Below are 14,720 nucleotides of genomic sequence, written 5' to 3' on the forward strand. Positions count from 1 at the left end.
CTAACGAAAGGGAGGGAGAGCCGTGGATGCCGTCATAGAGAACTTCCCCACCTTCCTGGCGGGGTTCGGGCAGACCCTGAGCCTCTTCGCGATCGCCGGACTCGGAGCGTTCGTGCTCGGTGTGATCGTCGCAACGCTGCGCATCTCCCCGATCGCGTCGTTCCGCACCATTGCCACCATCTATACCGAGGTAGTACGCAACACCCCGCTGACCCTCGTGCTGTTCGGATGCGCCTTCATCCTTCCCTACCTCGACGTGCGGCTCGACTTCTTCGTGCTCGCGGCCATCGGGCTCACCGTCTACACCTCTCCCTTCGTCGCTGAAGCAATCCGCTCCGGTGTCAACGGGGTTCCGATCGGGCAGGCCGAAGCCGCCCGCAGCATCGGCCTCACCTTCGGCCAGTCGCTGAGCACCGTTGTGATGCCACAAGCGATCCGGATGGTCATCCCGCCGCTCATCAACGTGTTCATCGCCTTGGTCAAGAACACCTCCGTCGCCGGCGCATTCTTCGTCGTCGAACTGTTCGCCGCCGCCCGCATCGTCATCAACGTGCGCGGTGACCAGGTCATCGCCATCCTCCTCGCGGTTGCCGCGTTCTACCTCGTCGTCACCATTCCGCTCGGCCAGCTCGCGGCGGCCCTCGAAAAGAGAGTGGCGGTACTCCGATGAGCCAGTCCGTTCTCTACGACGCCCCCGGCCCCAAGGCCCGCCGTCGCTCCAGGATTATCTCGATCGTTGCCGGCGTCCTCGTGATCGCCGGACTCGCCTGGCTCATCATCACGCTCGGTGCCGAGCGCGTGACCGCGGGCGGCGTCACCCAGCCCGGCCTGTGGGACGCGAGCCGGTGGGACATCTTCCTCGACCTCGCGGTCTGGCGTGCGATCGGCCGCGGAGTGCTCGCCACCCTGCAGATGGCCGCTGTCGCCGCGGTGCTCGCGATCGTCATCGGCATTCTGTTCTCCTTCGGCCGCACCGCGAAGGCACGCTGGATCCGCATCCCCACCGCCGTCGTGCTCGAATTCTTCCGTGGCATGCCTGTGCTGCTGATGATGCTCTTCGTGCTGCTGGTGTTCTCCACCGGGTCATATTGGGCTGGCGTCGCCGGGCTCGCCGTCTACAACGGGGCGATCATCGGTGAGATCCTTCGCGCCGGTATCGTCGCCCTGCCCAAGGGGCAGCGCGAAGCGGGGCTCTCGATCGGCCTCACCCCGATCGCGACCCGCTTCCTCATCGAGTTCCCGCAGGCATTCCGCCAGATGCTGCCGATCATCATCGCGCAGCTCGTCGTCCTGCTCAAGGACACCGCACTGGCCTACATCGTCGGCTACACCGAACTGCTGCGCCAGGTGGTCAACCGGCTCTCCAACTTCTACGGCAACGAATACTTCTTCTCGCTGTTCTTCGTCGTGCTCCTCATCTACCTGGCGATCAACCTCACCCTGTCGTGGATCGCACGGTTCGTCGCCCGCAAGACCGGATCGCACGCCGGGGCTGCAGCCGCCAAGGTGCCGGGCGTCGAAGGAACCCAGGCCATCACGATGCAGCGCCCCGCCGACACCGGACTGGATCAAACGCCCCGCTAAACTCGTTGACTGTGCCAGAAACCCCAGCCATCACCGAGACCAGCGTCGCAGGCGCCGTCGACGCCGCCCTGACCGCCATCGCGGCCGCCACCGACTCCGCCGAACTGAAGGTGGTGCGCGCGCGGCACACCGGTGAGAACTCCGCGCTGGCCGGCTTCAACGCGGCGATCAAGTCGCTGCCCGGTACCGAGAAAGCCGCCGCGGGCAAGCTCGTCGGCGCAGCGCGCGGGCGCCTCACCCAGGCGATTGCCGCCCGGGACGCGGAGCTCGTCGAGGCCGAAGAGTCCGCGCGGCTCGCTGCGGAGTCCGTGGATGTCACGGCCCTCGCTTCGCGCCAGGCCGCGGGGGCGCGGCATCCACTCTCACTGCTCATGGAGCAGATCGGCGACATCTTCACCGGCATGGGCTGGGAGGTCGCGGAGGGCCCGGAGCTCGAGAACGAGTGGTTCAACTTCGACTCGATGAACTTCGATGAAGACCACCCCGCGCGTGCCATGCAGGACACGTTCTTCGTCGACCCCGTCGAGTCGCACCTCGTGCTGCGCACGCACACCAGCCCGGTGCAGACCCGCTCGATGCTCGACCGCACGCCGCCCATCTACGTCGTCGCGCCTGGCAAGACGTTCCGCACCGACGAACTCGACGCCACCCACACGCCCGTGTTCCACCAGGTCGAGGGCCTAGCCGTCGACAAGGGCCTCACCATGGCGAACCTGCGCGGAACCCTCGAGCACTTCGCCCGCCTGGTCTTCGGAGAGGAAGCCAAGATCCGCCTGCGCCCCAACTACTTTCCGTTCACCGAGCCCAGCGCCGAGATGGACGTCTGGCAGCCCCACGCGAAGGGCGGCGCCCGCTGGGTGGAGTGGGGAGGCTGCGGCATGATCAACCCCAACGTGCTGCGTGCATCCGGCATCGACCCCGAGGAGTACCAGGGCTTCGCCTTCGGCATGGGCATCGAGCGCACCCTGCAGTTCCGCCACGACCTGAACGACATGCGCGACATGGTCGAAGGCGACGTGCGGTTCAGCCAGCAGTTCGGGATGGTCGTCTGATGCGCGTTCCCCTGAGCTGGCTGGGCGAATTCGTCGAGCTCGAAACCGGCACCACCCCCGACGCCGTGCATGCCGCCCTGGTCAAGGTCGGCCTCGAAGAGGAGGGCGTGCACGAGTTCGAGCTCAGCGGCCCGATCGTCGTCGGGCAGGTGCTCGAGTACGTCGACGAGCCGCAGAAGAACGGCAAGACCATCCGCTGGTGCCAGGTCGAGGTCGGAGAAGCCGAACCCCGCGGCATCGTCTGCGGCGCCCACAACTTCGCCGTCGGCGACAAGGTCGTGGTGTCGCTCCCCGGGGCGGTGCTGCCCGGCCCGTTCCCCATCGCCGCCCGCACCACCTACGGCCACGTCTCCGACGGCATGATCGCGTCGGCGCGCGAACTCGGCCTCGGCGAGGAGCACGACGGCATCCTGGTGCTGTCGACGCTCGGGCTCGACCCGGCGCCCGGCACCGACGCCGTGTCGCTGTTGTCACTCGACGACTCCGCCGTCGAGGTCAACGTCACGCCCGACCGCGGCTACGCGTTCTCCATTCGCGGAATCGCCCGGGAGTACAGCCACGCCACCGGCGCGGTGTTCCACGACCCCGCGGCATCCGTCCCCCTCCTCGAACGGGCACTGGACGCCCCGGAGTTCCCGGTCGCCATCGACGACCGCGACCCCGTGCGCGGTCGCGTCGGCGCCACCGTATTCATCACCCGCGCCGTGCGCGGCATCGACCCCACCCGGCCGACCCCGCCGTGGATGATCGCGCGCCTCACCCTCGCGGGGGTCCGCTCCATCTCGCTCACCGTCGACATCACCAACTACGTGATGCTCGAGCTCGGCCAGCCGCTGCACGCCTACGACCTCCAGGCCCTCGACGGCGGCATCACCGTGCGCCGGGCGAAGAAGGGCGAGAAGATCACGACGCTCGACGGTCGCGATCGCACCCTCGACGCGCAGGACCTGCTCATCACCGACGGGTCGGGCCCGATCGGGATCGCCGGCGTCATGGGCGGTGCCCGCACCGAGGTGACGGATGCCACCACCGACGTTCTCGTCGAGGCCGCGAACTTCGACCCGGTCTCCATCGCGCGCAGCGCCCGCCGGCACAAGCTGCCCAGCGAGGCGTCCCGCCGGTTCGAACGCGGCGTCGACCCCGCTGTCGCGGTCGCCGCGGCATCCCGTGCCGTGCAGTTGCTCGAGCAGCTCGCCGGGGGAGTCGCCGACGCGGTCGGATCCGACCACAGCACCCACCGGGCGCCCAGCGCGATCGAGCTGCCGACCGGCTACGTCGCCGCGCTCGTCGGCGTCGAGTACACCGCAGACGAGATCGAGCGCGCGCTCGCCGAGATCGGCGCGCGCATCGAGATGGTGGATGCCGGCCTGCTCGTCACCCCGCCGAGCTGGCGTCCCGACCTGACCGACAAGTCCACCCTCGCCGAGGAGGTGGCGCGCATCGACGGGTACCACCGCATCCCGTCGATCCTCCCCACCGCTCCTCCCGGGCGGGGACTCACGCGCGCCCAGCGCCTCCGCCGCAGCGTCTCCGCCCAGCTCGCGGCCGGGGGAGCGACCGAGGTGCTGTCGTACCCGTTCCTGTCGCAGCGCTCCAACGACCTGTTCGGCGCCGCCGCACCTGGGCCGGTCACGGCCATGCGCCTGGCGAACCCGCTCGACAGCGAGGCGCCGCTCCTGCGCACCTCGGTGCTGCCCGGGCTCATCGACATCGCCCGCCGCAACCTGTCGCGCGGCCTCACCGACCTCCGTCTCTACGAGGTCGGCACGGTGTTCCGCCCGGAAGCCGGCACGTCGTACGGCAGTGGTCCGCTGCCCGTGGGCAACGCGCGTCCGAGTGCCGAGGTACTCGCGGAGTTGAACGCCGGCATCCCGCCACAGCCGCGCCACGTCGGCGGGGTGATCCTCGGCAACGCGGTCGCCCGCCAGGTCGGGCAGCCCGCCGTCGCGGCATCCATCGCCGACGCCATCGCCGCCGCGCGCCAGGTCGGCGCGGCCGTCGCGGTGCAGGTCGACGTTCGACAGGGCTCGCACCAGGCCATGCACCCCGGGCGCACCGCCGAGCTGCTCGTGAACGGCACCCCCGTCGGCTACGCCGGCGAACTGCTGCCATCGCTCGCGCACGACCTCGACCTGCCGCGCGTCGTTGCCGTCTGGGAGGTCGACCTCGACCGGGTCATCGCGCTGGCACCGCTCGAGCCGTCGCCCTCGCCCATCGCCAGCTACCCCGCGGCGACCCAGGACCTCTCGCTGGTGGTCCCGGTCGATGTCGCCGCGGGAGAGGTGCTCGCAGCCGTGGTCGACGGATCGGGCGCCCTGCTCGAAGACGCCAGGCTCGTCGACGACTACCGCGGTGCCGGCCTGCCGGAGAACAGTAAGTCGCTGACATTCGCGTTGCGGTTCCGGGCACCCGATCGCACCCTGACAGCGGGGGAGGCGTCCGACTCGAAGCTGGCCGGCGCCGCCGTCGCCGCTGAGCGGTTCGGCGCGACCATCCGCGAATAACGGATATGCACGAAAAACAGAGATGAAATGGGTGGATGCCCGGCGCGACGCCCCACAAGGGCATCGATTCGGCATCCGCCCGATCACGCGCTACCCTCATATCGTGGTCGACAACAACCGGTTCCCGCTGAGCTTCGTTCAGCAGAGCCCTGCCCTGCGACGTCGCATCGTCGGCGAGCGATTCCGGGCGCCACTCTTCCGCTGAGCGCAGGCTCGCCATGGAGTGTCGCCGGATCCTTTCCTCGTCCACTCCTCTCCGAAGGTTGAGCAATGTCCCTCACAGTCGCCGTCGCAGGCGCAAGCGGGTACGCCGGTGGTGAGCTGCTGAGGCTCCTCGCAGCGCACCCCGAATTCGAGGTCACCACGGTGACCGCCCACAGCAACGCCGGTCAGAAGCTCGGCACCGTACAGCCCCACCTCCGGTCGATGGCCGACCTCACCCTGGTCGAGACCACGCCCGAGACCCTCGCCGGCCACGACATCGTGTTCCTCGCCCTGCCGCACGGCGCGTCCGGCCCGGTCACCGCCGGCCTCGGCGACGACGCCCTCGTGGTCGACTGCGGAGCCGACCACCGGCTCGAGGACGAAGCCGACTGGGCCGCCTACTACGGGGGCGACTACGCCGGCGCGTGGACCTACGGCCTGCCGGAGCTCGTGCTCGACGGCGGTTCCACCCAGCGCGACAAGCTCGTCGGGGCTCGCCGCATCGCGGTTCCCGGCTGCAACGCGACCGCGGTCACGCTCGCGCTCGCCCCCGGGATCCGCGCGGGAGTGATCGATGCCGACGACATCGTGGCCGTGCTCGCGGTCGGAACCTCCGGCGCGGGAAAGAGCCTGCGCGCCGACCTCCTCTACAGCGAGCAGACCGGCTCCGCCGTGCCGTACGCGGTCGGCGGCAGCCACCGGCACAACCCCGAGATCCGCCAGAACCTCGGCGCCGCGGGAGGAACCGACGTCACCATGTCGTTCACCCCGGTGCTCGTTCCCATGTCGCGGGGCATCCTCGCCACCGCGACGGCGAAGCTCGCCGGCGGCATCCGGCCCGCGGACGTCAGATCGGCTTGGGAGCTGGCCTACGCCAACGAACCCTTCGTGCACCTGCTCCCCGAGGGGACCTCCCCGCGCTCTGGCGACACCACGGGCGCCAACACGGCCCTGATCGGCGTGGCAGTCGACGAGGCATCCGGCCGGGTCGTCACCGTCACCGCGATTGACAACCTCGTCAAGGGCACCGCCGGCGCCGCCATCCAGTCGGCCAACATCGCCCTCGGCCTCCCCGAGGCCATGGGCCTCCCCGTCGACGGAGTCGCACCATGAGCGTCACGCAGCCGCGGGGTTTCACCGCCGCCGGGCTCGAGATCGGCCTCAAGGCCAGCGGCGGCAAGGACCTCGCCATCGTGCAGAACCTCGGCCCGCGCGACTCCGCGGCCGTGGTGTTCACCTCCAACCGCGCCAAGGCCAACCCGATCATCTGGTCGCAGCAGGTGATCGCCGACGGTCGCGTCTCCGCGATCGTGCTCAACTCCGGCGGCGCGAACTGTTACACCGGTTCGCAGGGATTCCAGGTCACGCACGCCACCGCCGAAGCAGTCGCCACGAAGCTCGATGTCTCCGCCGGCGACGTGCTCGTCTGCTCGACCGGCCTCATCGGTGACCAGCTGCCCGTCGACACCCTCCTCAGGGGTGTGGATGCCGCCCGCCTCAGCGACGACGGGGGAGCCGATGCCGCCCTCGCCATCATGACCACCGACAGCCGCCCCAAGACCGGTGTCGTGCAGCGCGACGGCTGGTCGCTCGGCGGTATGGCCAAGGGGGCAGGCATGCTCGCACCGGGGCTCGCCACGATGCTCGTCGTCATCACCACCGATGCCGACCTGTCGTCCGCCGACCTCGACAGCGCGCTTCGCGCTGCCACCCGGGTCAGCTTCGACCGGCTCGACTCCGACGGCTGCATGTCGACCAACGACCAGGTGTCCCTTCTCGCCAGCGGCGCGTCCGGCATCACCCCCGACACGGCCGAGTTCGCTGACGCCGTCACCGAGCTGTGCCTCGACCTCGCCCAGCAGCTGCAGGGTGACGCCGAGGGATCCAGCCACGACATCTCCATCGAGACCATCAACGCCGCCGCCGAAAGCGACGCGGTCGAGGTCGGTCGCTCGGTCGCCCGCAACAACCTGTTCAAGGCGGCGATGTTCGGCAACGACCCGAACTGGGGCCGCGTGCTCGCCGCGATCGGCACCACCGGCGCGGAGTTCGACCCGTATGACGTCGACGTGTCGATGAACGGCGTCATGGTCTGCCGGTCGGGCGAGCCAGGCGAATCGAGGGACGCCGTCGACCTCACGCCGCGCGCCGTGCACGTGCTCATCGACCTCAAGGTCGGCTCGGCCACCGCGACCATCCGCACCAACGACCTCACGCACGACTACGTGCACGAGAACAGCGCGTACTCCAGCTGATGGACACCGAACAGGACATCGCCGCCGTCAAGGCCGCCACCCTCATCGAGTCCCTCCCGTGGCTCAAGCGCTTCGCGGGCAAGGTGGTCGTCGTCAAGTTCGGCGGCAACGCCATGGTCGACGACGACCTCAAGCGGGCGTTCGCCGAAGACATGGTCTACCTCCGCCACGTGGGGCTCCACCCCGTCGTCGTGCACGGCGGGGGACCGCAGATCTCCGCGGTACTCGCGGCAAGCGGCATCCAGAGTGAATTCCGGGGCGGCTACCGGGTCACCAGCACCGAGGCGATCGCCGTCGTGCGCCGCGTGCTCGCCGACGAGGTCAACCGCGAGATCGTCGACCTGATCAACGAACACGCCGACCGCCGGCACGGCGACTACGGCGTCGGGGTATTCGGCGACGGGCAGTCCCTATTCGCCGGCGTGCGCCGCAGCGTCGTCGTCGACGGCGAGACCTTCGACCTCGGGCACGTCGGCGACATCACCGCGGTCGACCCCAGCGGGGTACTCGAGGTGATCGAGCGCGGCCTGATCCCCGTCGTGTCGTCCATCGCCGCGAGCACCGCAGACCCCGAGCAGGCGCTCAACGTCAACGCCGATGCCGCAGCCGCGGCACTCGCGATCGCCCTCGACGCCCGCAAGCTGATCGTGCTCACCGACGTGGCCGGCCTGTACAGCGACTGGCCCAACCGCGACTCCCTGGTCGAGGAGATCGGTGTCAGCGAGCTGCGCGAGATGCTCCCGCGCCTTGAATCCGGCATGATCCCCAAGGTCACGGCCTGCCTCGACGCCGTCCTGGCCGGCGTCGGTGGCGCCACCATCATCGACGGCCGCATCCCCCACGCCATCCTCCTCGAGGTCTTCACCCAGCGCGGTGCCGGCACTGAGGTCGTCTCCGACTCCCGAAGGACCACACAGTGAACACCAGCCCGAGCACGACGACCGGCAGCATCACCGGCACGGAGTGGAAGCCCCGGTTCGGTGTGGCGATGATGTCATCGCTCACCACGCCGAAGCTCATGCTCGAGCGCGGGGAGGGCTGCGCGGTCTGGGACGTCGACGGCAACCGCTATCTCGACTTTCTCGCCGGCATCGCGGTCAACGCCCTCGGCCACGCCCACCCCGCGCTCGTCGCGGCGGTCAGCAGCCAGGTCGCGACGCTCGCCCATGTGTCGAACTTCTTCGCCACCCCCCAGCAACTCGAACTCGCCGAACGGCTGTGCCGCATCTCCGGTGCGGGGGAGCGCGGCAAGGTGCTGTTCGGCAACTCCGGCGCCGAGGCCATCGAGGCGGCGATCAAGCTCGCCCGCCTCAACAAGGGCGACGGCTCGCGCAAGCGCATCATCGCCCTCACCAATTCGTTCCACGGGCGCACCATGGGGTCGCTGTCGCTCACCGGCAAGCCGGCACTGCGGGAGGACTTCCTGCCGCTCCTCGGCGGCATCGAGCACATCCCCACCACCATCGAGGCACTCGAGCACACCATCGACGGCACCGTCGCGGCCCTCGTGCTCGAACCCATCAAGGGCGAGGCCGGGGTCATCGACCTGCCGGAGGGCTACCTCAAACGCGCGCGAGAGCTGACCACCCAGCACGGCGCGCTGCTGATCCTCGACGAGATCCAGACCGGCATAGGCCGCACCGGCGCATGGTTCGAGTACCAGAACCAGGGGGTCGTGCCCGACGCGATCGCCGTCGCCAAGGGCATCGCCGGCGGGGTGCCCATCGGGGCACTCATCACGTTCGGCGACGCATCCGACCTGTTCCGCGCTGGCCAGCACGGCAGCACCTTCGGCGGCAACCCGCTCGCCGCCGCCGCGGGCAACGCGGTACTCGAGGAGATCGAGTCTGCGGGTCTCATCCAGAACGCGACGCTGCGGGGAGACCAGCTACGCGACGCCATCCGGGCGATCGATTCGCCGCTCATCGGCGAGGTCCGCGGCCGCGGACTGCTCATCGGGGTCGGACTCACCGAACCGGTCGCCGCCGCAGTGGTCGACCGCGCCCTCGGCCTTGGGCTGATCATCAATGCGCCCAACGAATCCAGCATCCGCATCGCCCCACCGCTCATCGTCGGCGACTCCGAAGTCGCCGAGTTCACCGACGTATTCACGCGAGCGATCCTCGCCCAGCCCACGGAGGCACACTCGTGACCCGGCACTTCCTTCGCGACGACGACGTAACCCAGCAGGAACAGCAGGCCATCCTCGACCTGGCCGTGCAGCTCAAGAAGGACCGCTTCTCGGCCCGGCCCCTCGAGGGCCCGCAGACCGTCGCGGTGATCTTCGACAAGTCGTCGACCCGCACCCGCGTCTCGTTCGCCGTCGGCATCGCCGACCTCGGTGGCTCCCCGCTCATCATCAGCACGGCCAACAGCCAGCTCGGCGGCAAGGAGACCGCGGGCGACACAGCCAGGGTGCTCGAACGCCAGGTTGCCGCGATCGTCTGGCGCACCTTCGCGCAGTCCGGGCTCGAAGAGATGGCCGACGGCACCACCGTGCCGGTCATCAACGGCCTCTCCGACGAATTCCACCCCTGCCAGCTGCTCGCCGACCTGCTCACCATCCGCGAGCACCGCGGTGAACTCGCCGGACTCACCGTCGTGTTCCTCGGCGACGGTTCGTGCAACATGGCGCAGTCCTATCTGCTCGCCGGGGCGACCGCGGGCATGCACGTGCGCATTGCGTCGCCCGCGGAATTCTCGCCGTCGGCCGATGTGGTCGCGCAGGCCGCCCGCATCGCCCAGACCACCGGCGGCTCCGTCACCGTGCTCACCGACCCGGCCGAGGCCGTCGCCGGGGCCGATGTCGTCGTCACCGACACCTGGGTGTCGATGGGCACTGAGGGCGACAAGGCGCGCCGGCTCGAACACCTCGAGCCCTATCGAGTGGATGCCGCGCTGCTCGCCACCGCGAAGCCCGACGCGCACTTCCTGCACTGCCTCCCCGCAGACCGTGGCTACGAGGTGACGGCAGGCGTCATCGACGGGCCACAGAGCCTGGTCTGGGACGAGGCGGAGAACCGCCTGCACGCCCAGAAGGCCCTGATGGTCTGGCTGCTCGAGCACTGACCGTCGCACTGGCGGAAGCACTGGCCGAAGCAATGACCCCCGCACGAATCCGCGCCCCCCGGCGCACCATACACTGACTCACAACACCCAAGGAGAAACACACATGGCGGAACGCGTTGTCCTCGCATACTCGGGCGGACTCGACACCTCGGTCGGCATCGGCTGGCTGAAGGACGCAACCGGCAAGGAGGTCGTCGCGCTCGCCGTCGACGTGGGCCAGGGCGGCGAAGACATGGACGACATCCGCCAGCGCGCCCTCGACTGCGGTGCCGTCGAATCGATCGTCGTCGACGCGAAAGACGAGTTCGCCGCCGACTACCTGATGCCCGCGCTCAAGGCCAACGCGATGTACCAGAAGAAGTACCCGCTCGTCTCCGCGCTCAGCCGCCCGGTCATCGCCCGCCACCTCGCCATCACCGCCCGCAACCTCGGCGCCGACTCGGTCGCCCACGGCTGCACCGGCAAGGGCAATGACCAGGTGCGCTTCGAGGCCGCCATCGCCGCCCTCGCGCCCGAGCTCACGAGCGTCGCCCCCGTGCGCGACCTCGCGCTCACCCGCGACAAGGCGATCATCTACGCGGAGGAGCACAACCTGCCCATCCGCCAGAGCGCCAAGAACCCGTACTCCATCGACAAGAACGTCTGGGGCCGCGCGGTCGAGACCGGCTTCCTCGAAGACCCGTGGAACCCGCCGATCGAGGACCTCTACGAGTACACCGACAACCCCGACGTGCTGCGCGACGCCGACGAGGTCGTCATCACGTTCACCGAGGGCATCCCCACTGCCATCGACGGACGTGCGCTCTCGCCGCTCGCCATCATCGAGGAGCTCAACATCCTCGCCGGGCGCCAGGGCGTCGGACGCATCGACGTCGTCGAAGACCGCCTGGTCGGCATCAAGAGCCGCGAGGTCTACGAAGCCCCGGCGGCGACCGCGCTCATCGAGGCGCACGAGGCGCTCGAGGCACTGACCCTCGAGCGCGACCTCGCCCGCTACAAGCGCGGCGTCGAAGCCGAATGGTCCAACCTGGTCTACGACGGCCTCTGGTACTCCGGCCTCAAGCGCTCGCTCGACGTGTTCATCGACGACACCCAGCGCTACGTGAGCGGCGACATCCGCCTGCGCATGCACGGCGGCCGCGCGGTGGTCACCGGTCAGAAGAGCGAGCAGAGCCTCTACGACTTCGACCTCGCCACCTACGACACCGGCGACACGTTCGACCAGTCGCTGTCGAAGGGCTTCATCGAGCTGTGGTCGCTGCCGAGCCGCATCTCCGCCCGTCGCGACGCGGCGAGCAAGTAACTCCCGCGATGGAGACGACCGGAACGGACACGACCGGCACGACCAACCAGGGGGCGCTCTGGGGCGGCCGATTCAGTTCCGGTCCGTCCCCGGAGCTGGCCGCGCTGAGCAAGTCGACGCACTTCGACTGGCAGCTCGCGCCCTACGATCTCGCCGGGTCGCGTGCACACGCGATCGCACTCGCCGACGCCGGGTACCTCACCGGTGATGAGCTCGAACGGATGCTGCAGGCCATCGTCACCCTCGGTGACGCGGTGGCCGACGGCTCGGTGACCGCGCTCGAGAGTGACGAGGACGTGCACGGTGCCCTGGAACGCGCGCTGATCGATATCGCCGGACCCGAGCTCGGCGGCAAGCTCCGCGCCGGGCGCAGCCGCAACGACCAGGTCGCCACCCTGGTGCGGTTGTACCTGCTCGACCACGGGCGGGCCATCGCGCACCTCGTGATACAGCTGATCGACGCGATCGCGGCACAGGCAGAGCGGCACCCGACCGATCCGATGCCGGGCCGAACCCACCTGCAGCACGCCCAGCCGGTGCTGCTCGCGCATCACCTGCTGGCGCACGCCTGGCCGCTGGTGCGGGACCTCGAACGGTTGCGCGACTGGACGGTGCGGGCGTCTGTCTCTCCCTACGGATCGGGTGCCCTGGCCGGAAGCTCGCTCGGCCTCGACCCACAACTCGTGGCCACCGAGCTCGGGCTGAGCGGGCCGGCCGAGAACTCCATCGACGCCACCGCCAGCCGCGACGTCGTCGCCGAGTTCGCCTTCATCGCATCGCTCATCGGCATCAACCTGTCGCGGTTCGCCGAGGAGATCATCCTCTGGAACACCCGCGAGTTCGGCTTCGTGCGCCTGCACGACGGGTACTCCACCGGGTCGTCCATCATGCCGCAGAAGAAGAACCCCGACATCGCCGAGCTCGCGAGGGGCAAGTCGGGCAGGCTGATCGGCAACCTGTCCGGGCTGCTCGCGACCCTCAAGGGACTACCGCTTGCCTACAACCGCGACCTGCAGGAAGACAAGGAGCCCGTCTTCGACTCGGTGACCACCCTCGAGGTGGTGCTTCCCGCGTTCACCGGAATGGTCGCGACGATGCGCTTCGATACCGACCGCATGCGCGAGCTCGCCCCGCAGGGGTTCAGCCTCGCCACCGACGTGGCCGAGTGGCTGGTGCGCGAGGGCGTGCCGTTCCGCGACGCCCACGAGATCAGCGGCGCGCTGGTCAGTCACTGCGAGAAGCTCGGCATCGACCTGCACGATCCGAGCGACGCCGAACTCGCCGGCATCTCGCCGCACCTGACCCCCGCGGTTCGGGACGTGCTCACGCTGGGCGGGTCCATTGCCAGTCGTGATGGCGTGGGGGGAACCTCTGCCGACCGAGTGACCGAGCAACGGATGCTGCTGGGCACCCGCGTACGCGACATCGCCGTAGCCCTCACCCCCGACTCCGCACTGGAGCACCCGTGACCCTGCGCAAAGACAGCGGACCACGGCGCCAACCACCCCGCCAGAAGTGGGTCATCCCGGTGATCGTCGCCGGCGCTGTCGCGGTGCTCGTGTTCGTCGGCGTCGTGCTGGTCGTCTCCGGCCAGAGCCTGTTCTGACCGGCACCGTGCCGAGCGACGTGCGGGAGCTGCTGTCGAGGTCCGCCCTCGAGGTGGCGCCGCTGCTGCTCGGCGCGGTGATCCGGCACGGCGACGTCGCCGTGCGGCTCACCGAGGTGGAGGCCTACCTCGGTGAGGGAGACCCGGGCTCCCATGCCTACCGGGGCCGAACTCCCCGCACCGCCGTGATGTTCGGCGAGCCGGGTCACCTCTACACGTACTTCAGTTACGGCATGCACGTGTGTGCGAACATCGTCTGCTCGCCCGAGGGAACGGCATCGGCCGTGCTGCTGCGCGGGGGCGAGGTCACCGAGGGTCTCGACATCGCCCGCGATCGCCGAACCACTTCGAAGTCCGATACCGACCTGGCCCGCGGGCCGGCGCGGCTCACCCTGGCCCTCGGCATCACCCTCGAGCACGGGGGAGTAGACCTGATGACCGGGCCCGTTCGCCTCGAGTTGACGACGACCGGGGTGGATGCTGCCGCCAGCGCCCGCACCGGGGTGTCGGGTCTTGGCGGGGGAGACGACTACCCCTGGCGTTTCTACATCGCCGGCGACTCCACCGTTTCGCCGTATCGGCGTTCGGTGCCGCGGACGAAGTAGTGCCTTCCGCACCAGCGCAACCGTCCGCTGGGAACTGGATGGGACCCTCGCGACACGCCCGGGATGTCCCAAAAAGGGCGGTGATTTGCACCGCTGCCAATCGCACCGTAATGTTCTTTCTTGTCACCCCAAAGGTGCGGGAAGCGGAAGAGCTTCCCGGCCTCACGCGGGACCGAACCCACGGCTTCGGCCTCCGGCAGTTGGCCACATCTCGTATGTGCGTCACACCGGACTGGGAGTACGACCCACTTGTTGCCTCACCGCAGCGGAGTCGAGCAAAAGCTCGCCGAAGCTGGAGAGTACGAGCAACACGTGATAATTTGGAGCAGTTGCCCTAGTTGTGAAGTCACTTTTTTGGTGGTGGAGGCTGGGTGCGTCCGATCCTTGAGAACTCAACAGCGTGCACAATGCCAAATGCCAAATACCTCGTGCAGATGGTCCGTTTCTAGCGGGTTGTTTGTAGGAGATTCCTTTGGAAAACATTTAACACAAACAAAGCAAGTCAGTAATGATTTGTTCTGTCAGTTTCAAACTTGTC

At 68.9% G+C, this 14,720-nt stretch carries 13 protein-coding genes; all 13 read left to right on the forward strand.

Annotated elements, in window-relative coordinates; genetic code table 11:
• Nucleotides 1–22: 22 nt before the first annotated feature.
• The 13 genes from G5S38_RS08000 to G5S38_RS08060 all read left to right on the forward strand — a co-directional run bounded on the left by G5S38_RS08000 (nucleotide 23) and on the right by G5S38_RS08060 (nucleotide 14,182).
• The gene (locus tag G5S38_RS08000; protein ID WP_165066969.1) at nucleotides 23–670 is read left to right on the forward strand and encodes an amino acid ABC transporter permease; all 648 of its coding nucleotides are present in this window, start codon (nucleotides 23–25) and stop codon (nucleotides 668–670) included.
• Nucleotides 667–1,584, forward strand: a complete 918-nt coding sequence (locus G5S38_RS08005; protein WP_165066972.1) for an amino acid ABC transporter permease — start codon at nucleotides 667–669, stop codon at nucleotides 1,582–1,584. Before G5S38_RS08000 ends, G5S38_RS08005 begins: the two co-directional genes overlap by 4 nt.
• 11 nt (nucleotides 1,585–1,595) lie before the next feature.
• Nucleotides 1,596–2,636 (forward strand): phenylalanine--tRNA ligase subunit alpha, encoded by a 1,041-nt coding sequence (gene pheS / locus G5S38_RS08010; protein ID WP_407943833.1) that lies wholly within the window; start codon nucleotides 1,596–1,598, stop codon nucleotides 2,634–2,636.
• The gene (gene pheT / locus G5S38_RS08015; protein WP_165066978.1) at nucleotides 2,636–5,140 is read left to right on the forward strand and encodes a phenylalanine--tRNA ligase subunit beta; all 2,505 of its coding nucleotides are present in this window, start codon (nucleotides 2,636–2,638) and stop codon (nucleotides 5,138–5,140) included. Before pheS ends, pheT begins: the two co-directional genes overlap by 1 nt.
• Before the next feature lie 270 nt (nucleotides 5,141–5,410).
• The gene (argC, locus tag G5S38_RS08020) at nucleotides 5,411–6,457 is read left to right on the forward strand and encodes an N-acetyl-gamma-glutamyl-phosphate reductase (RefSeq protein WP_165066981.1); all 1,047 of its coding nucleotides are present in this window, start codon (nucleotides 5,411–5,413) and stop codon (nucleotides 6,455–6,457) included.
• Nucleotides 6,454–7,599 (forward strand): bifunctional glutamate N-acetyltransferase/amino-acid acetyltransferase ArgJ, encoded by a 1,146-nt coding sequence (gene argJ / locus G5S38_RS08025; RefSeq protein ID WP_165066984.1) that lies wholly within the window; start codon nucleotides 6,454–6,456, stop codon nucleotides 7,597–7,599. Before argC ends, argJ begins: the two co-directional genes overlap by 4 nt.
• On the forward strand, nucleotides 7,599–8,519 hold the full coding sequence (gene argB / locus G5S38_RS08030) for an acetylglutamate kinase (protein WP_165066987.1): 921 nt from the start codon (nucleotides 7,599–7,601) through the stop codon (nucleotides 8,517–8,519). The genes argJ and argB overlap by 1 nt, the downstream gene beginning before the upstream one ends.
• Complete coding sequence (locus G5S38_RS08035) at nucleotides 8,516–9,751, forward strand: acetylornithine transaminase (RefSeq protein ID WP_268921055.1); 1,236 nt, start codon at nucleotides 8,516–8,518, stop codon at nucleotides 9,749–9,751. The genes argB and G5S38_RS08035 overlap by 4 nt, the downstream gene beginning before the upstream one ends.
• Complete coding sequence (argF, locus tag G5S38_RS08040; protein ID WP_165066990.1) at nucleotides 9,748–10,668, forward strand: ornithine carbamoyltransferase; 921 nt, start codon at nucleotides 9,748–9,750, stop codon at nucleotides 10,666–10,668. Before G5S38_RS08035 ends, argF begins: the two co-directional genes overlap by 4 nt.
• Nucleotides 10,669–10,771: 103 nt before the next feature.
• Nucleotides 10,772–11,971: an argininosuccinate synthase gene (locus tag G5S38_RS08045; RefSeq protein ID WP_165066993.1), complete on the forward strand. Its 1,200-nt coding sequence runs from the start codon at nucleotides 10,772–10,774 to the stop codon at nucleotides 11,969–11,971.
• 8 nt (nucleotides 11,972–11,979) lie between these two features.
• Nucleotides 11,980–13,440 carry an argininosuccinate lyase gene (gene argH / locus G5S38_RS08050; protein WP_165066996.1) on the forward strand — a complete coding sequence of 487 codons (1,461 nt, stop codon included), beginning with the start codon at nucleotides 11,980–11,982 and terminating at the stop codon, nucleotides 13,438–13,440.
• Nucleotides 13,437–13,577: a hypothetical protein gene (locus G5S38_RS08055; RefSeq protein WP_165066999.1), complete on the forward strand. Its 141-nt coding sequence runs from the start codon at nucleotides 13,437–13,439 to the stop codon at nucleotides 13,575–13,577. Before argH ends, G5S38_RS08055 begins: the two co-directional genes overlap by 4 nt.
• Nucleotides 13,578–13,585: 8 nt before the next feature.
• Complete coding sequence (locus G5S38_RS08060; RefSeq protein WP_235928963.1) at nucleotides 13,586–14,182, forward strand: DNA-3-methyladenine glycosylase; 597 nt, start codon at nucleotides 13,586–13,588, stop codon at nucleotides 14,180–14,182.
• The last annotated feature ends 538 nt before the right edge of the window (nucleotides 14,183–14,720 follow it).

This window comes from Marisediminicola senii, from assembly GCF_011057645.1.
GTDB lineage: Bacteria > Actinomycetota > Actinomycetes > Actinomycetales > Microbacteriaceae > Marisediminicola > Marisediminicola senii.

What these genes read in the sequence shown, in the direction of transcription:
- G5S38_RS08045 (WP_165066993.1), top strand. Translation starts at nt 10,772, where the DNA reads ATGGCGGAACGCGTTGTCCTCGCATACTCGGGCGGACTCGACACCTCG.
- argC (WP_165066981.1), top strand. Translation starts at nt 5,411, where the DNA reads ATGTCCCTCACAGTCGCCGTCGCAGGCGCAAGCGGGTACGCCGGTGGT.
- argH (WP_165066996.1), top strand. Translation starts at nt 11,980, where the DNA reads ATGGAGACGACCGGAACGGACACGACCGGCACGACCAACCAGGGGGCG.
- pheT (WP_165066978.1), top strand. Translation starts at nt 2,636, where the DNA reads ATGCGCGTTCCCCTGAGCTGGCTGGGCGAATTCGTCGAGCTCGAAACC.
- argB (WP_165066987.1), top strand. Translation starts at nt 7,599, where the DNA reads ATGGACACCGAACAGGACATCGCCGCCGTCAAGGCCGCCACCCTCATC.
- argJ (WP_165066984.1), top strand. Translation starts at nt 6,454, where the DNA reads ATGAGCGTCACGCAGCCGCGGGGTTTCACCGCCGCCGGGCTCGAGATC.
- G5S38_RS08005 (WP_165066972.1), top strand. Translation starts at nt 667, where the DNA reads ATGAGCCAGTCCGTTCTCTACGACGCCCCCGGCCCCAAGGCCCGCCGT.